General features: G+C 66.2%; 21 protein-coding genes. 11 read left to right on the top strand and 10 right to left on the bottom strand.

Annotated features, from left to right (window positions below; all coding sequences use genetic code 11):
• Positions 1 to 35: 35 nt before the first annotated feature.
• Positions 36 to 719 (top strand): potassium channel family protein, encoded by a 684-nt coding sequence (locus AWC27_RS29490; protein WP_083113802.1) that lies wholly within the window; start codon positions 36 to 38, stop codon positions 717 to 719.
• Positions 716 to 1,378 (top strand): potassium channel family protein, encoded by a 663-nt coding sequence (locus AWC27_RS29485; protein ID WP_085674478.1) that lies wholly within the window; start codon positions 716 to 718, stop codon positions 1,376 to 1,378. The genes AWC27_RS29490 and AWC27_RS29485 overlap by 4 nt, the downstream gene beginning before the upstream one ends.
• Positions 1,379 to 1,438: 60 nt before the next feature.
• Here AWC27_RS29485 and AWC27_RS29480 read toward each other — a convergent pair whose 3' ends face one another.
• Positions 1,439 to 2,113, bottom strand: coding sequence for a DUF3159 domain-containing protein (locus AWC27_RS29480; RefSeq protein ID WP_085674475.1), 675 nt, complete (start codon positions 2,111 to 2,113; stop codon positions 1,439 to 1,441).
• A 12-nt stretch (positions 2,114 to 2,125) separates the two neighbouring features.
• Positions 2,126 to 2,494, bottom strand: coding sequence for an OB-fold nucleic acid binding domain-containing protein (locus AWC27_RS29475; RefSeq protein WP_085674473.1), 369 nt, complete (start codon positions 2,492 to 2,494; stop codon positions 2,126 to 2,128).
• Positions 2,495 to 2,648: 154 nt separating this feature from the next.
• Between AWC27_RS29475 and AWC27_RS29470 the strand changes: the two genes are divergently transcribed.
• Positions 2,649 to 3,356: a hypothetical protein gene (locus tag AWC27_RS29470; protein ID WP_085674631.1), complete on the top strand. Its 708-nt coding sequence runs from the start codon at positions 2,649 to 2,651 to the stop codon at positions 3,354 to 3,356.
• Here the strand turns inward: AWC27_RS29470 and AWC27_RS29465 are convergent.
• Complete coding sequence (locus AWC27_RS29465; RefSeq protein ID WP_085674470.1) at positions 3,353 to 4,111, bottom strand: DUF3710 domain-containing protein; 759 nt, start codon at positions 4,109 to 4,111, stop codon at positions 3,353 to 3,355. The genes AWC27_RS29470 and AWC27_RS29465 overlap by 4 nt on opposite strands.
• Positions 4,112 to 4,576 (bottom strand): dUTP diphosphatase, encoded by a 465-nt coding sequence (dut, locus tag AWC27_RS29460; protein ID WP_085674467.1) that lies wholly within the window; start codon positions 4,574 to 4,576, stop codon positions 4,112 to 4,114. It abuts the gene before it with no gap.
• Between the two features lie 25 nt (positions 4,577 to 4,601).
• On the opposite strand from dut, the gene AWC27_RS29455 reads away from it, so the two are divergent.
• Positions 4,602 to 5,078 carry a DUF3093 domain-containing protein gene (locus AWC27_RS29455; protein WP_085674465.1) on the top strand — a complete coding sequence of 159 codons (477 nt, stop codon included), beginning with the start codon at positions 4,602 to 4,604 and terminating at the stop codon, positions 5,076 to 5,078.
• A gap of 9 nt (positions 5,079 to 5,087) precedes the next feature.
• Here AWC27_RS29455 and AWC27_RS29450 read toward each other — a convergent pair whose 3' ends face one another.
• Entirely contained in the window at positions 5,088 to 5,390 is a 303-nt protein-coding gene (locus tag AWC27_RS29450; RefSeq protein WP_083113809.1) for a DUF4193 domain-containing protein, read from the bottom strand.
• A 410-nt stretch (positions 5,391 to 5,800) separates the two neighbouring features.
• On the opposite strand from AWC27_RS29450, the gene cei reads away from it, so the two are divergent.
• Entirely contained in the window at positions 5,801 to 6,451 is a 651-nt protein-coding gene (gene cei, locus AWC27_RS29445; protein ID WP_085674462.1) for an envelope integrity protein Cei, read from the top strand.
• 4 nt (positions 6,452 to 6,455) lie between these two features.
• On the opposite strand, the gene AWC27_RS29440 is transcribed toward cei, so the two are convergent.
• Positions 6,456 to 7,316: an inositol monophosphatase family protein gene (locus AWC27_RS29440; RefSeq protein WP_085674459.1), complete on the bottom strand. Its 861-nt coding sequence runs from the start codon at positions 7,314 to 7,316 to the stop codon at positions 6,456 to 6,458.
• A gap of 61 nt (positions 7,317 to 7,377) precedes the next feature.
• Between AWC27_RS29440 and ppgK the strand changes: the two genes are divergently transcribed.
• A complete protein-coding gene (gene ppgK, locus AWC27_RS29435) occupies positions 7,378 to 8,160 on the top strand; it encodes a polyphosphate--glucose phosphotransferase (protein ID WP_085674457.1) in 783 nt (260 codons plus the stop codon).
• A gap of 176 nt (positions 8,161 to 8,336) precedes the next feature.
• Positions 8,337 to 9,875 carry an RNA polymerase sigma factor gene (locus tag AWC27_RS29430; protein WP_085674628.1) on the top strand — a complete coding sequence of 513 codons (1,539 nt, stop codon included), beginning with the start codon at positions 8,337 to 8,339 and terminating at the stop codon, positions 9,873 to 9,875.
• Between the two features lie 51 nt (positions 9,876 to 9,926).
• On the opposite strand, the gene AWC27_RS29425 is transcribed toward AWC27_RS29430, so the two are convergent.
• Both AWC27_RS29425 and AWC27_RS29420 read right to left on the bottom strand, forming a co-directional pair.
• Entirely contained in the window at positions 9,927 to 11,402 is a 1,476-nt protein-coding gene (locus AWC27_RS29425; RefSeq protein ID WP_085674454.1) for a PecA family PE domain-processing aspartic protease, read from the bottom strand.
• Positions 11,403 to 11,889: 487 nt separating this feature from the next.
• Positions 11,890 to 12,351 carry a DUF4352 domain-containing protein gene (locus tag AWC27_RS29420; RefSeq protein WP_085674451.1) on the bottom strand — a complete coding sequence of 154 codons (462 nt, stop codon included), beginning with the start codon at positions 12,349 to 12,351 and terminating at the stop codon, positions 11,890 to 11,892.
• 74 nt (positions 12,352 to 12,425) lie between these two features.
• On the opposite strand from AWC27_RS29420, the gene AWC27_RS29415 reads away from it, so the two are divergent.
• Positions 12,426 to 12,797 (top strand): RidA family protein, encoded by a 372-nt coding sequence (locus AWC27_RS29415; RefSeq protein ID WP_085674448.1) that lies wholly within the window; start codon positions 12,426 to 12,428, stop codon positions 12,795 to 12,797.
• Here the strand turns inward: AWC27_RS29415 and AWC27_RS29410 are convergent.
• On the bottom strand, positions 12,794 to 13,150 hold the full coding sequence (locus AWC27_RS29410) for a DUF952 domain-containing protein (RefSeq protein WP_139837304.1): 357 nt from the start codon (positions 13,148 to 13,150) through the stop codon (positions 12,794 to 12,796). The two genes, AWC27_RS29415 and AWC27_RS29410, sit on opposite strands and share 4 nt — an antisense overlap.
• A 128-nt stretch (positions 13,151 to 13,278) precedes the next feature.
• On the opposite strand from AWC27_RS29410, the gene AWC27_RS29405 reads away from it, so the two are divergent.
• Positions 13,279 to 13,464, top strand: a complete 186-nt coding sequence (locus AWC27_RS29405) for a DUF7455 domain-containing protein (protein WP_083113818.1) — start codon at positions 13,279 to 13,281, stop codon at positions 13,462 to 13,464.
• Between the two features lie 63 nt (positions 13,465 to 13,527).
• Positions 13,528 to 14,514, top strand: a complete 987-nt coding sequence (locus AWC27_RS29400; RefSeq protein ID WP_085674622.1) for a YihY/virulence factor BrkB family protein — start codon at positions 13,528 to 13,530, stop codon at positions 14,512 to 14,514.
• Here AWC27_RS29400 and AWC27_RS29395 read toward each other — a convergent pair.
• On the bottom strand, positions 14,511 to 14,753 hold the full coding sequence (locus AWC27_RS29395; RefSeq protein ID WP_083113819.1) for a DUF3039 domain-containing protein: 243 nt from the start codon (positions 14,751 to 14,753) through the stop codon (positions 14,511 to 14,513). The genes AWC27_RS29400 and AWC27_RS29395 overlap by 4 nt on opposite strands.
• A 56-nt stretch (positions 14,754 to 14,809) precedes the next feature.
• Between AWC27_RS29395 and AWC27_RS29390 the strand changes: the two genes are divergently transcribed.
• Positions 14,810 to 15,238 carry a DUF3099 domain-containing protein gene (locus tag AWC27_RS29390; protein ID WP_085674446.1) on the top strand — a complete coding sequence of 143 codons (429 nt, stop codon included), beginning with the start codon at positions 14,810 to 14,812 and terminating at the stop codon, positions 15,236 to 15,238.
• Positions 15,239 to 15,258: the final 20 nt, after the last annotated feature.

Below are 15,258 nucleotides of genomic sequence, written 5' to 3'. Positions count from 1 at the left end.
ACACAACGCGCAGGACACAGCCGAAAGGACCTCAAGTGCGGGTGGTTGTGATGGGGTGCGGCCGAGTCGGGTCTTCGGTGGCCGACGGCCTGTCCCGGATAGGCCATGACGTCGCGGTTATCGACCGGGACAGCGCGGCCTTCAACCGGCTCAGCCCAGAGTTCGCCGGCGAGCGAGTCCTGGGCCAGGGTTTCGATCGCGATGTGCTGCTGCGGGCGGGCATCGAAGGCGCCGACGCGTTCGCCGCGGTGTCCTCCGGAGACAACTCCAACATCATCTCGGCCCGGCTGGCCCGGGAAACCTTCGGAGTAAAGCGCGTGGTGGCCCGGATTTACGACGCAAAGCGCGCCGAGGTGTACGAACGGCTGGGCATCCCCACCATCGCCACAGTGCCCTGGACCACCGATCGTCTGCTCAACGCACTCACCCGGGAGACCGAGACCGCCAAGTGGCGAGACCCGACCGGAACCGTCGCGGTCTCCGAGGTCGTCTTACACGAGGACTGGGTTGGGCACCGTGCCACCGATTTGGAGCAGGCCACCGGGGCCCGCGTGGCATTCATGATTCGCTTCGGCACCGGGATCCTGCCCGAGCCGAAGACAGTTCTGCAGGCCGGCGATCAGGTCTACGTGGCCGCCATCTCCGGCCGGGCCGCCGAGGCGGTGGCCATCGCGGCCTTACCCCCGAGCGAGGACGTCGAGACGGGACCGGGCAAATGAAGGTCGCGGTAGCCGGCGCAGGTGCTGTCGGCCGCTCAGTCACCCGCGAGCTGGTGGACAACGGGCACGAGATCACGCTGATCGAGCGAAACGCCGAGCACCTCGACCCGGACGCCATTCCGGCCGCACACTGGCGCCTGGGAGATGCGTGCGAGCTGAGCCTGCTGGAATCGATACATCTCGAGGATTTCGACGTTGTCGTTGCCGCGACCGGTGACGACAAAGCCAACGTGGTGCTCAGCCTGCTCGCCAAGACCGAATTCGCCGTGCCGCGGGTGGTTGCGCGGGTCAATGATCCACGCAACGAGTGGCTGTTCACCGACGCCTGGGGCGTGGATGTGGCGGTGTCCACCCCGCGTATGCTCGCCTCGCTGATCGAGGAGGCGGTGGCCGTCGGCGACCTGGTGCGTCTGATGGAGTTCCGCCGGGGTCAGGCCAATCTGGTCGAGATCACCCTGCCCGACGACACCCCGTGGGGCGGCAAGCCGGTACGCAAACTGCAGCTGCCGCGCGATGCCGTGCTGGTGACGATTCTGCGCGGACCGCGGGTGATCGTTCCCGAAGCCGACGAACCGCTGGAAGGCGGCGACGAATTGCTCTTCGTCGCGGTCACCGAGGCGGAAGAGGAACTGAGCCAGCTGTTCCTGCCGACCAGCTGACCGCCCGCCGCACAGACACACCGGAAACCTGAGCGCACACTCCAACCGGTAAAGCTGGAACTAAGGCTGTTCGCGCCGGGCATCAGCGTCGATAGCGTCTGCTTCGACTTTGGCGTCGACGACTTCGGCCGGCATCGCCCGCTGCACGCCCTTGAGCGCGATGTAGGTGGCCAGAGCGGCCATCGCGGTAAGCGGCCAGCCCATCCCGATGCGTGCCACGCCCAGCCAGCCGGTCTTGTCGGCGTCGTACAGCATGTGCTGGACGACGAACCGGGCACCGAACACCAGCGTCCAGCCCAGCGTGGCGATGTCGAACGCATAGACGGCGCGGGGTACCTCGCGCCAGCTGCGATCGCGCCCGCTGGCCCAGCTCCACAGGAAGCCGACCGCGGGCCGGCGGATCAGGACCGACACGGCGAAAACGACCGCCCAGAACAATGACATCCAAATGCCCAGCAGGAAATAACCCTTGGATTGCCCCACCAGATAAGCGATCAGCGCACATACCGCGACGCCGAAGAAACCCGAAATCGCCGGCTGGGTGGATTCCCGCCGGATGAGCCGCCAGAGCAACACCAACGCGGCCGCGCCCAGCGCCGATCCGATCGCCACCAACAGACCCGAAACGCTGGAGGCAATGACGAAAATCACAATCGGCAGCGAAGAATAAATGAGACCGCTGATGCCCCCGGCCTGTGCCAGCAGGCGATCAGCGCTAAGACGACTGGCGTTCACGGTTAAGGGTGTTCACCGCTGAATTTCGTAATGCGGGTTGTAAATGGCCTTGGTGCCGTTCTCCAGCTTGCCCAACCGCCCCCGCACCCGAAGCGTACGGCCCGAGTCGATGCCGGGTATCCGGCGCTGCCCCAGCCACACCAGCGTCACCGTGTCGCTGCCGTCGAACAGTTCAGCCCGCACACCGCCTGAGCATCCCTTGCCGTTGGTTTCCACACTGCGCAGCGTGCCCACCATTGTGACCTCCTGGCCCCGCTGGCAATCGATGACTCGCTGCGCGCCGGTATTGGCTACCTCGTCGGAGAGTTCTTCGACGTCGCGCTGCTCCGGGTCCTCCGTCAAACGACGGGTGAGCCGGCGCAAATAACCTTGGGCCTTCATGGCCTCTCCTGACACTTCACCGTCGGTACGGAATGACTGCTAGCGATTGGCATTCCATCATGCCAACGGTCACCGTAGACCTGTTGGTTCCCGTCCGCTAGGCAGACCAAACTGTGATTTTGGCCCCGTTTTGGGCACCATGCACTATCAAAGGGTGGTTGTCGATCTGCGCGGTGTCACGACCGTCTTGTTGCCCGGTACCGGCTCCGATGACGAATACGTCTACCGGGCGTTTTCCGGCCCACTGCGGGCGGCCGGCGCGGTGGTGGTCACGCCGCCGCCACAGCCGGATCAGCTGATCAACGGCTATCTGGCGGCCTTGGACGACGCCGCCCGCAGCGGCCCGATCGGCGTCGGCGGAGTATCGATCGGAGCCGCCGTGGCGGCCGCGTGGGCCCTGGCTCATCCCGATCGGGCGGTCGCCGTTCTGGCCGCGCTGCCGCCGTGGACGGGATCGCCCGAATCGGCGCCGGCCGCGCATGCCGCGCGGTACACCGCGGCACAGTTGCGCAGTGACGGTTTGGCGGCGACGACGACGAAGATGCGCGCCGACAGCCCGCCCTGGCTGGCCGCGGAGTTGACGCGATCGTGGCAGGCCCAGTGGCCGCATTTGCCCGACGCAATGGAGGAGGCGGCCGGCTACGTGGGGCCCAGCCGGGCCGAGCTGGCCCGGCTGACCACGCCACTGGGGGTGGCCGCCGCCGTCGACGATCCAATCCACCCGCTACAGGTCGGTCTCGACTGGGTGAGCGCCGCGCCGCGTGCCGCGCTGCGGACAGTCACCCTCGACGAGATCGGCGCGGACACCGCCGCGTTGGGTGCGGCCTGCCTGGCAGCTCTTGCGGCGATCGAACTGCTTTAACCGCCACCGGTACTGCGCAGCTGCTGCATCGCCGATCCCTCGGCGCCGCGACGCGGAGCCGGCCCACCGGATTCCTGTTGTGCTGGGGCTTGTTCGGATCCCTGCTCTGCGGCCTGCTGGGCGGCCGCCTCCCGCAGCTGCTGCACCATCGGCTCAGGTAACTGAACCGGCAGCGGCGTCCGAACCGGCAGCGGGGTGTCGCCACGGCGAACGACGGTGTCCGCCAACGCCTCCCGCGCCTCGCCGGTCAATGCGTCGATAGTCTCGTGCGGCCCATTGACGACGCAGCGGATCATCCAGCGGTAGCCGTCGACGCCGATGAAGCGCACCACGCCGGAGGCGGTGCCGATCACTTCGCGGCCCCACGGACCGTCCTTGATGGAGACCTGAGCCGAATCCTTGCGCAGCGAGTCGGCGAGCTCGCTGGCCACCTCGCGCCACAGACCGGCGCTCTTGGGCGCCGCGTACGCCGCGATCGTGAAACGCCCGTTGGGCGTGACGACCCACACCGCACTGGGCACGCCAGTCTCGGTCAGCTCGACCTGCACTTGACCCGCGGCCGGCATCGGAATCAGCACCGAACCCAGGTCGAGCCGGGCCAGCTCGGCGGCCGACGGGTCGTCGAAGTCTTCGATGTCGAAGGGCCCCTGCAGCTCATCCTCGCCGTCGTCGGGGTCAACTGGCGCCTCGACGTCGGGTTCTACCGGCTTGCCGGCAGTGCTGTCGTTGTCGCCTTTGCGTCTACCGAATGCCATTCACAAACTCGCATGTCCGCCGGAGGAACCGTGACCACCGTCGCCACGGGATGTCTGGGCCAGCCCGGCCTCGTCGAAGGACGACACCTCAACCAGCTCGACCAATTCAACCCGCTGCACCAGCAACTGGGCGATACGGTCGCCGCGATTCACCTTGATCGGCGTCGCGGGGTCGAGGTTGATCAGTGCGACCTTGATCTCGCCACGGTAGCCCGCGTCGATAGTGCCCGGACTGTTGACGATGGACAGCCCTACCCGCGAAGCCAGTCCCGACCGCGGATGGACCAGCCCCACCATGCCGTACGGCACGGCGACTGCCACACCCGTACGGACCAGGGCGCGGTGCCCCGGGGCCAGCTCGACATCTTCTGCGCTGTACAGATCGACTCCGGCGTCGCCGTCGTGAGCACGGTTGGGCAGCGGCAGCCCTGGGTCTAGGCGAACAACGGCAAGAGTGGTCGACACGGGGCCACAGACTACCCTTGACCGGATGTCCAATACCCGCGTCGCGCCGCATAACGTGCGATATCGCGAGCGACTCTGGGTGCCGTGGTGGTGGTGGCCGCTCGCGCTGGCGCTCGCTGCGCTGATCGCGACCGAAGTCAACCAGGGAGTTCCCGCCCTGCCCGACTGGGTGCCGTTCGTCACGCTGTTCGCCGTCGCGGCCGGTGCACTGCTGTGGCTGGGCCGCATCGAGATCCGGGTCACCGCCGGATCAGACGGCATCGAACTATGGGCCGCCGAGGCGCATCTGCCGGTCACCGTGATCACCCGATCCGCCGAAGTCCCGCGCACCGCCAAGTCGGCGGCCTTGGGCCGCCAGCTCGACCCGGCGGCCTTCGTTCTGCACCGAGCGTGGGTCGGCCCGATGATTCTGCTGGTACTCGACGACCCCGACGATCCGACGCCGTACTGGCTGGTGAGCTGCCGTCACCCCGAGCGGGTGCTGTCGGCACTGAGAAGCTGAGTGCGGCTCTCAGGCCGCGCAGTCGGTACAGATCATCACGCCGTTCTTCTCGCTGGCCAACCGGCTGCGGTGTTGCACCAAGAAGCAGCTCGAGCAGGTGAACTCGTCGGCTTGCTTGGGAATGACGCGCACCGACAGCTCTTCGCCGGACAAGTCGGCGCCGGGCAATTCGAAAGATTCGGCGGATTCTGATTCATCCACGTCGACGACTGCCGACGCCGCCTCGTTCCGGCGTGCCTTGAGTTCCTCCAGCGAATCCTCCGAGACCTCGTCGGTCTCGGTGCGCCGCGGAGCGTCATAGTCGGTAGGCATCGTCCTGTCCCCTCACATGCCCTCATAAAGTTCAAGCAACGCTTTGTACCAGCGTCGAACGCATCCACCAAATGATTCGTGCCCGTATCTCGGGAGATTCGACTGTGATTTACGTCACACCCCCGATCTAACCCTTGTGTTCGGCCTTAAACGGTGCGTTCAGCGTTGCCGCTCACCCCGACCGTCCGCCTCCTCAACGTGCCGTGCCGGCACCCATCGTCGGCGGACCTAAGCCCGACCCTCCGCCTCCTCAACGTGCCGTGCCGGCACGCATCGTCGGCGGACCTAAGCCCGACCGTCCGCCTCCTCAACGTGCCGTGCCGGCACGCATCGTCGGCGGACTAAGCCCGACCGTCCGCCTCCTCAACGTGCCGTGCCGGCACGCATCGTCGGCGGACTAAGGTGCACATGTGGTCGCACAAATCACCGAGGGTACCGCCTTTGACAAGCACGGTCGCCCATTCCGGCGGCGCAACCCTCGCCCCGCCATCGTCGTGGTCATTTTCCTGGCGGTGGTGACGGGTGTGGTGTGGACGGTCGCACTGACCCGACCGGTGGATGTGCGCGAAGCCGCCGTGTGCAACCCGCCGCCGCAAGCCGCCGACGCGGGACCGACCAGGCTCGGCGAGCAAGTGCAACGCAGCGAAATGACCGACGTCTCCCCCGCCAAACTCAGCGACACCAAAGTCCGCGTGCTCAATGCGAGCGGGCGCGGCGGTCAGGCGGCCGACATCGCCGGCGCGCTGCAGGATCTCGGGTTCGCCCAGCCGACATCGGCCAACGACCCGCTTTATGCCGGCACCCGACTGAACTGCCAAGGCCAGATCCGCTTCGGCACCGCCGGCCAAGCCGCCGCGGCTGCGGTATGGCTCGTCGCGCCGTGCACCGAGCTGTTCCACGACAGCCGCGCCGACGACTCCGTCGACCTCGCTCTCGGCACCGACTTCACTTCGCTGGCGCACAGCGACAACATCGACGCGGTACTGGCCACCTTGCGCCCGGGAGCGACCGAGCCGGCGGATCATGCGCTGCTGGCAAAGATCCACGCGAACAGCTGCTGACCCCTTAGTCCAGGATCGGGCCCAGACCGTCGAATCGCTCGAGCGCCGCTAGCAGTTCGTCGGCGATTCCCGGCGCCGCAGCAACCACCAGTCCGGCGCCGTTCACATTCGCCGACGGCAACACAACCCGCGCGCCCGCCTCGGCCGCGATCAACGCCCCAGCCGCCGAGTCCCAGGGCTGCAGCCCGTGTTCGTAGTAGGCATCCAGCTGTCCGGCAGCGACCATGCACAGATCCAAGGCCGCCGACCCGATCCGACGGACATCGCGCACCACCGGGACCATCCGGGCCAGCAGCGCGGCCTGAACGGTGCGGCGTCGCGGTGAGTATCCAAACCCGGTACCCAGCAATGCCATCGACAACTCGTCGACGCCGTTGCAAGACAATGCCCGGGTCCCCTGCGCGTCACTGACGTGCGCACCCAGGCCGGACGCCGCCGAATACACCTTGCCGGCCACAACGTCGGCAACCGCGCCGGCCACTGAAACACCGCCGATCTGAGCTCCGATCGACACCGCGTACGCGGCTATGCCGTAGACGAAATTCACTGTGCCGTCGATGGGGTCAAGCACCCAGGTGACCGTGTCGGCGGCCGCCGAATCGGGCCCGCCGCCCTCCTCGCCGAGAATCGGATCACCCGGCCGCAGTCGAACCAACCGGTCTCGCAACAGCCGTTCGGTTTCGGTGTCGACCACCGTCACCGGATCGGTAGGGGTGGTCTTGGTTCGCACCGCACCGCTTTCGACGGCCTCGGCAGACGCGCCGAACACCTCCGCGCGCCGATCCCGCACGAACGCAGCCGCCTCTGCGGCAAGGGTTTCGGCCACCGAGCGCAGCTGCGCGGGTTCATTGTGGGGTGGGGTCACCGGACTATCGCATCACACGGCTTAAGGTGGGCCGACAGCACAATCTCGCCGAGGAGATTCGATGACCAGCAGCGAGCTCGGTAACGACACGCCCCGGCGTCGCGGCTTCGGCATCGACGTCGGGGGCAGCGGCATCAAGGGCGGAATCGTCGACCTAGACACCGGACAGTTGATCGGTGAGCGGCTCAAGCTGTTGACCCCGCAACCCGCCACTCCCTCGGCGGTCGCCAAGACCATCGCCGAGGTCGTCAACGGGTTCGGCTGGACAGGTCCGCTCGGGGTGACCTATCCCGGGGTGGTGACCCACGGCGTCGTGCAGACGGCGGCCAACGTGGATAAATCCTGGATCGGAACCAACGCGCACGACGTCATCAGTGCTGAACTGGACGGCCAGCAAGTCACGATTCTCAACGACGCCGACGCGGCCGGGCTGGCCGAGGAACGCTACGGCGCGGGTCGCAACAACTCTGGCTTGGTCGTGCTGCTCACCTTTGGAACCGGAATCGGTTCGGCGCTCATCCACAACGGAGTACTGATCCCTAACACCGAGTTCGGCCATCTTGAAGTCGGTGGCAAGGAAGCCGAGCAACGGGCCGCGTCATCGGTCAAAGAGCGTTACGACTGGAGCTACCAGAAGTGGGCAAAACAGGTGACACGCGTGCTCGTCGCCATTGAGAACGCCATCTGGCCGGACCTGTTCATCGCCGGCGGCGGCATCAGTCGCAAGGCCGACAAATGGGTGCCGCTGCTGGAAAACCGCACTCCGGTGGTCCCCGCCACCCTGCAGAACGCCGCCGGGATAGTGGGCGCGGCCATGGCTTCAGTCACGGACGTGACGCACTGATTTTGCCCGCTCGGGCAGTACAAGTGCCCAGTGAAGTTACAATGGTCGTCGGCGGCCGCCCAACCGATAGCGCGCGAGTACTCACGCTGATATCAACGCCGACATTCGACATAGCAGACACTTTCGGTTACGCATGCCCAGACCCACCGGAAGTGAGTCCAACCGAAGGGGTGTATGTGGCAGCGACCAAGGCAAGCCCGGCGACTGACGAACCGGTAAAGCGCACCGCCACCAAGTCTCCGGCCAAGGCCCCCGCTAAGCGATCACCAGCAAAGGCCGCCAACGGCGCCGCCCCCGCCAAGCGGGCCGCTAAGACGGCAACCCGGGCGGCCAAGTCCCACGAGGAAACCGATCCCACCGACGCCACGAAGAAAGCCCGTCCGGCCAAGGGCCCAGCAAAGGCCGCCGGGCGCGGTGCGGCGACCAAGGCTGCCGGGGATTCCGCCGAAGTATCGACCGACGTCGACGGCGGCCTGGAGGTCGCCGAGGACCTAGACATCGACCCCGAAATCGACGTCGAGCCGGGCGACGATCTCGACATCGACACCGATCTCAGCCTCGACGACTTGGAAGATGTCGCGTCCGAAAGCGACGACGGTGAGCTCGACGCCGGTGACGCCGAGGAGTCCGAAGACGGCGAGGCGCCCGCGGCTGCCGCGCCCGGTGAGGCTGCCGCCGAAGAAGACGAGGAGATCGCCGAGCCCTCCGAAAAGGACAAGGCCTCCGGCGATTTCGTGTGGGACGAAGACGAGTCCGAAGCGCTGCGACAGGCGCGCAAGGACGCCGAGCTCACCGCATCGGCGGACTCGGTTCGCGCCTACCTGAAGCAGATCGGCAAGGTGGCGCTGCTCAACGCCGAAGAAGAAGTTGAGCTGGCCAAGCGCATCGAGGCCGGTCTGTACGCAACCCAGCTGATGTCCGAAATCAACGACCGCGGCGAGAAGCTGCCCGCCGCCCAGCGTCGGGACATGGTGTGGATCTGCCGCGACGGCGATCGCGCCAAGAACCACCTGCTGGAAGCCAACTTGCGGCTGGTGGTCTCGCTGGCCAAGCGCTACACCGGCCGCGGCATGGCGTTTCTCGACCTGATTCAGGAAGGGAACCTGGGCCTGATCCGCGCGGTCGAAAAGTTCGACTACACCAAGGGCTACAAGTTCTCCACCTACGCCACTTGGTGGATTCGCCAGGCCATCACCCGCGCCATGGCCGACCAGGCCCGCACCATCCGCATCCCCGTGCATATGGTGGAGGTGATCAACAAACTGGGTCGTATCCAGCGCGAGTTGCTACAGGACCTGGGCCGCGAGCCCACTCCCGAGGAGCTGGCCAAGGAGATGGACATCACGCCGGAGAAGGTGCTGGAAATCCAGCAGTATGCCCGGGAGCCGATCTCGCTGGACCAGACCATCGGCGACGAGGGCGACAGCCAGCTCGGCGATTTCATCGAGGACAGCGAAGCTGTGGTGGCCGTCGACGCCGTGTCGTTCACGCTGCTGCAAGACCAACTGCAGTCGGTGCTGGACACGCTTTCCGAGCGCGAGGCCGGCGTAGTACGGCTGCGTTTCGGCCTCACCGACGGCCAGCCTCGCACCCTTGACGAGATCGGCCAGGTGTACGGCGTGACCCGCGAGCGCATCCGTCAGATCGAGTCGAAGACGATGTCAAAGTTGCGCCACCCCAGCCGTTCTCAGGTGTTGCGCGACTACCTGGACTGAGCGGCCCTCCCGAACGCGCTTTCCCTTGGGAATACAACCCCGAGTGACCGCCTACGGCGGCGGGTAGTCGAACACCAACGTCCCGACGCCCATGGGGTTATTCGAGATGTACACGGGGCCCAACGCGAGCGGCATCACCCCGGTGTTCATCGGCACGTTTCCGGTGACGACGGGGCTGTCGGCCGCAGTCGTGGCGTAGGAGTAGAGCGGCGTCTGGTTGTTGTCGGTGGCGATCGATATGACCGTCCCGGGCGGCAACACCCCGGATGTCTGCCCGGTGCCCAGGACGACCCCGGGCAGGGTGCCGTGGTTACCACCGGAATCCAGGATCGACGTGACCGACCAGTACGCCCCGGCGGGGTCATAGCCGCCGATTTGCACGTCGAAGGATGTGATCGGCGCGCCGGTGACCGAGGTGATCGGGGTCCCGGTGTTGGGCCCGAACTGCAGGTGGCCGCCGGGGATGTCGATCAGTTCGCCCTCGCTGAGTTGTCCGGGCAGCGCCGTGGTGACGACGTTGCCGTGCCCGTCGGCGGCGTAAGCGTTGACGTTGGGGCCGATGCCCAGGATGCCGTGCCCGCTGGGGCCGAACGCGTGCCCGGACGCAATGAGGGTGAGGCCCGGCAGCGACGTCGGGAATGGCAGGAGCCCAACCTGGACGCTGGTCGGCGCGGTGACGGCCCCGGCCCCGAAGTCGACTGTGGTGGGGAAATCGGCGTAGAGGATCCCCACGCCGTTGCCGTAGCGAATGACATTGAACCCGGTCGGCAAGCCCAGGTGCTGCCACCCGACATCCCAGAACGGCACCACGAGGCCGGCCGAGCCGGTATCGAGCAGCACCGGCACGGTCTGGCCGCCGTTGACCGACACGCCCACCATCGGGAAGTTTCCGTCCATCGACAACGGGACGGACACGTTTACCGGCGAACCGCTTCCGGCGAGGCCGTTGTTGCCCCGGAGCCAGCCGCCGATCCCGCCGCCGCCGCCTGGTGCGCCAGGCCCACCGGCGCCCCCGGCGCCGCCGTTGCCGATCAGCCCCGCCTGCCCGCCGGCGCCGCCGACCGCGCCGGCCGCGGTCTGCGAGTAGCCGGCGCCGCCGTTGCCGTACAGCAGCCCACCGTCGCCCCCATTGGGGCTCGCGGCCGTGCCGTTGGTCCCGTCGCCGATCAACGGTCGCCCCAGGAGCAACTGAGTGGGCGCATTGACCGCCCCCAGCACGTTCTGCTCGGCCGATCGCAACAGTGACGCCCCTGTCGCATCGGCGGCCTGGTATGACCCCGCCGCGTCGGCGAGGGCGCGCGCGAACTGCCGCTGGAAGCCACCGGCCTGCGCCGCGAGGACCTGATAGTCCCGGCCAAACCCGGCGAACAGCGCGGCCGCCGCCGCCGAGACTTCATCGCCGGCGGCGGCCGCCAGTGCGGTGGTCGGCACGGCCGCCGCGGCATGCGCGGCGCTCAGTTCCACACCGAGGCGCTCCACATTCGATGACGTCGACGTCAACCACTCCGGCGCCACGGTCAGCGACATTGGCAGAGCATACCGAGGGTCGGCTGTTGAAAACGCCGAAAATCATTCGGCCTGAGCCGAGGGCATTCAGGGGGTGGGGCGATCGTGGCGGGCCCGCGGCGGTTGGCGGCGCGCGGGCCCGCCACCGACTAGTGAGTCGCGACGCACGTCGCGAGCTTTGACCACACAGCAGATTTTTTTCTCGCCGTCAGCAAACGCATCGTGTTACCAGGGTTCCTTCGGGCATTCGCCGGCCCAACAATGTTATTTTTCAACGCATTTCGGGTCCCGACGGGGTGGCTCGACGAGTGGCTTCGGAGCGCTTCCGGGGCGGCGTCTAGCAAAGCTGTCTCTGGGTGCGTTATTGGGGGTGAAAATCATTGAGTTGGCGCCGCAACGGGTGCCTCGCCCGCCTGCCGTTATCGCTGCGAAAATCGAATCGCAGGGTGCAGGCTAAGACACGTACAGCGTTAACTGGACCCTAGTGAGCGACTACCCGGACTGATTTTCAGCGCACGCCGAGCAGCGTCACTGTCGCGCCCTTGGAGTAGGGCGAGTCGTGCACCTGCAGCGTGGCCGGCAGCGTGCCGACGGGCACGTCGAACGCACACGTCACGTGAACCTGATTGCCGGGGTTGATGTTGATCTGGTCTTCCCGGCTGCCGACCGTCACGGCGTTGTCGTACTTCCTGCCGGCTTGGTCTCGCAATATCTGGTTTTGGCAGTACACGGTTCTCGGCAGTTTGGCGATGTTCTTGACCATGAGGTGAACGACCACGAAGACACCCTGCGGGACCTGGTAGCCGATCTTTTGCACGCCAAGGTCGATCACCTTCACGGTGAACTCGAAATTGCCGTCGCGGACCTCGTCGTTCAGCGAGGCGGTCGGTGCCGAGCTGTGCACCCAGCTCAGGCAGCCACTGACCAAGGCCGCCACGGCAACCAGGGCGCCGGCAGGAGTTATTCGCACACAGCACTGCTACCAGCAGAGTCCCTGCAGGTAAAGCAGCCGCCCCGCTGGAGCGTTCGCCGTACTGTGGCCGCATGCCAGCCAACCGCCAAAACGTCTCGTCCGGATCCGATTTCGAAGCCACCGTCGGCTATTCGCGCGCGGTGCGTAGCGGACCCCATGTGGCGGTCGCCGGCACCACCGGAAGCGGCGACACCGTCGCAGCTCAGACTCGAGATGCCCTGCGTCGCATAAGAATTGCACTTGAGGAGGCCGGTGCGACGCTGGCCGACGTGGTCCGTACCCGCATCTACGTGACCGACATTTCGCGCTGGCGCGACATCGGTGAAGTGCACGCTGAGGTCTTCGGGGAGATCGGTCCGGTTGCCACCATGGTCGAGGTCTCGGCGCTGATAGCTCCGGAGCTTTGGGTCGAGATCGAAGCCGACGCCTATCTGGGCGCCTAGCCCGATGCCGCGACTGGGAAGGTGCCGTCGGCGGCAGGCGGATAGGCCACGGCCTTGATGACGGCGCTCACCGGGAGCGGACCGTACAGGTGCGGAAACAGCATCGACTCCGGGTCGATTTCGACTCCGCGCTCCCAGCGCACCGGTGCGTACAGGGCCGCCGGGTCGATGTGCAGCAGCAGCAAGTCGGCTCGGCCGCGGTAGAGCCGATTCGCCGGGAGGTGAACTTGCTCAGGCGTGGAGAGGTGGATGAACTCCTCGCCCGGACCGGGATAGATCCCGCCGCGGTCACGTGCCTGGTCCCAATCTGCGACCCCGCAAATGTGGACTAGCAGCTGTGGAGCAACGCACACCCTTTCCAGCTTTCCCCATTTCACAACGTGATTACGCGTGAGAAACGACACACCCGATAACGGTCTGGGAACAAGGCGAAAACGCCAAACGTCTGACACAGTTAAGAACAAGCCAGAACGGAGAAGCCATGAATGCAACTCTGACCAGTCCCGAGCTAACCAGAGCAGACCGCTGCGACCGATGCGGTGCGGCGGCCCGGGTGCGGGCCAAGCTGCCCAACGGTGCCGAGCTTCTCTTCTGTCAGCATCACGCCAACAAGCACGAGGCCAAACTCGTGGAACTGGCCGCGGTGCTGGAGGTCAGCCCCGAGTAGACGGCCGAACTCGCCTGGCGGGAATGTCGACCACGGGAGCACTCTTCGGTAATGCTGGACGGGATGAGCGACCAGGTTCCTGACCAGACTCCGAAACCGTCGCGTCACCACATCTGGCACATCAGCAAGCGCACTCTGTCCAAGGCATGGGACGATTCGATCTTTTCAGAATCGGCCGAAGCCGGATTTTGGACCTGCCTTTCCACGCCCCCGCTGCTGCTGGGGATATTGGGGACGCTGGCGTACGTCGCTCCGCTTTTCGGCGCCGACACCTTGCCCGCCATCATCAAGAGCACGTTGTCCACGGCACGCAGCTTCTTTTCGTCGAGCGTGGTCAACGAGATCATCGAACCCACCATCCGCGACATCACCGCCACCGCCGGCGGCGAGGTCGCTTCGCTGGGTTTCTTGATCTCACTGTGGGCTGGATCCTCGGCGATTTCCTCGTTCGTCGATGCCATCGTCGAAGCCCACGACCAGACGCCGCTACGCCACCCGGTGCGACAACGGTTCTTCGCGCTGTTCCTGTACATGGTGATGCTGGTGTTCGTGGTGGTGTCCGCGCCGGTGGCGGTGATGGGTCCGCGCAAGGTCAGCGAACACATCCCCGACACCCTGTCCAACGTGCTGCACTACGGCTACTACCCAGTGGTGATCCTCGCGCTGATGGCCGGAGTGACGGTCCTCTACCGGGTGGCATTGCCGGTGCCACTGCCGACGCATCGGCTGATACCGGGCACGGTGCTGGCCACCGTGGTGTTCTCGATCGCCACCCTGGGCCTGCGGTTCTACCTGAGGTGGATCGGCAGCACCGGCTACACCTATGGCGCCCTCTCCACGCCGATCGCGTTCCTTTTGTTCGCGTTCTTCGGCGGTTTCTCGATCATGATCGGCGCCGAACTCAATGCCGCCATCCAGGAGGAGTGGCCGGCGCCTGCGACGCACGCACATCGGCTGCGCAAGTGGCTGCAGCACCGCACCGGCATCGGCGTGCCGACGATGTCGTCGACAGCGCGGCAGAGCCCGGTAGGGTCAGAGCCGCCCGCTTAATCGCCCTTCTTGAGCCGGTCATAGATCTGCTTGCAGTCCGGACAGACCGGCGAGCCCGGCTTGGCGGCCTTGGTGACGGGAAACACCTCACCGCACAACGCGACCACATGAGTGCCCATGACCGCGCTCTCAGCGATCTTGTCCTTCTTGACGTAGTGGAAGTATTTGGGAGTATCGCTGCCGGTCCCGTCGTCGACCCGTGCGTCGGTATCGGTGCGTTCGATCGTCTGGGTGCGCATGCCAATATTGTGCCTCCTGCGGTGGGTCCTGACACCGCTGAGCCGAAATCGATTCGATGTGGGACAGTGGAGGAATGAAGCGCGGCCCCGAGCTGGGTTTCGACGACAAGTTTGACGACGACGGTCGACCTGTATTGATCACCGCCGCCGCTCCCTCGTACGAAGTGCAGCATCGCGCGCGAGTGCGTAAATACCTGACCCTGATGGCCTTCCGGATCCCTGCACTCATCCTGGCCGCCCTGGCTTATGGTGCGTGGCACAACGGCCTGATCTCGCTGCTGATCGTGGGCGCCTCGGTGCCACTGCCATGGATGGCTGTGCTGATCGCCAACGACCGGCCCCCGCGTCGCGCCGACGAGCCTCGACGCTTCGAAGAGTCGCGCCGGCGTACCCCGCTATTCCCTACCGCCGAGCGCCCCGCGCTGGAATCCCGGCACCATGTAGCACCGCAACCGCAGTGGCACGACATCGACGGCGAGAGCTAGCCGGCGTTCGGAGTTAAGCG

This window comes from Mycobacterium szulgai (assembly GCF_002116635.1).
GTDB classification, from domain to species: Bacteria; Actinomycetota; Actinomycetes; order Mycobacteriales; family Mycobacteriaceae; genus Mycobacterium; species Mycobacterium szulgai.
This window is presented reverse-complemented; position numbering and strand designations above follow the sequence as displayed.

Coding starts and splice junctions, on each gene's coding strand:
- AWC27_RS29390 (WP_085674446.1), top strand. CDS start 14,810: ATGTGGGACAGTGGAGGAATGAAGCGCGGCCCCGAGCTGGGTTTCGAC.
- AWC27_RS29450 (WP_083113809.1), bottom strand. CDS start 5,390: ATGCCTACCGACTATGACGCTCCGCGGCGCACCGAGACCGACGAGGTC.
- AWC27_RS29455 (WP_085674465.1), top strand. CDS start 4,602: ATGTCCAATACCCGCGTCGCGCCGCATAACGTGCGATATCGCGAGCGA.
- AWC27_RS29415 (WP_085674448.1), top strand. CDS start 12,426: ATGCCAGCCAACCGCCAAAACGTCTCGTCCGGATCCGATTTCGAAGCC.
- AWC27_RS29485 (WP_085674478.1), top strand. CDS start 716: ATGAAGGTCGCGGTAGCCGGCGCAGGTGCTGTCGGCCGCTCAGTCACC.
- AWC27_RS29405 (WP_083113818.1), top strand. CDS start 13,279: ATGAATGCAACTCTGACCAGTCCCGAGCTAACCAGAGCAGACCGCTGC.
- AWC27_RS29465 (WP_085674470.1), bottom strand. CDS start 4,111: ATGGCATTCGGTAGACGCAAAGGCGACAACGACAGCACTGCCGGCAAG.
- AWC27_RS29395 (WP_083113819.1), bottom strand. CDS start 14,753: ATGCGCACCCAGACGATCGAACGCACCGATACCGACGCACGGGTCGAC.
- AWC27_RS29400 (WP_085674622.1), top strand. CDS start 13,528: ATGAGCGACCAGGTTCCTGACCAGACTCCGAAACCGTCGCGTCACCAC.
- AWC27_RS29475 (WP_085674473.1), bottom strand. CDS start 2,494: ATGAAGGCCCAAGGTTATTTGCGCCGGCTCACCCGTCGTTTGACGGAG.
- ppgK (WP_085674457.1), top strand. CDS start 7,378: ATGACCAGCAGCGAGCTCGGTAACGACACGCCCCGGCGTCGCGGCTTC.
- AWC27_RS29425 (WP_085674454.1), bottom strand. CDS start 11,402: ATGTCGCTGACCGTGGCGCCGGAGTGGTTGACGTCGACGTCATCGAAT.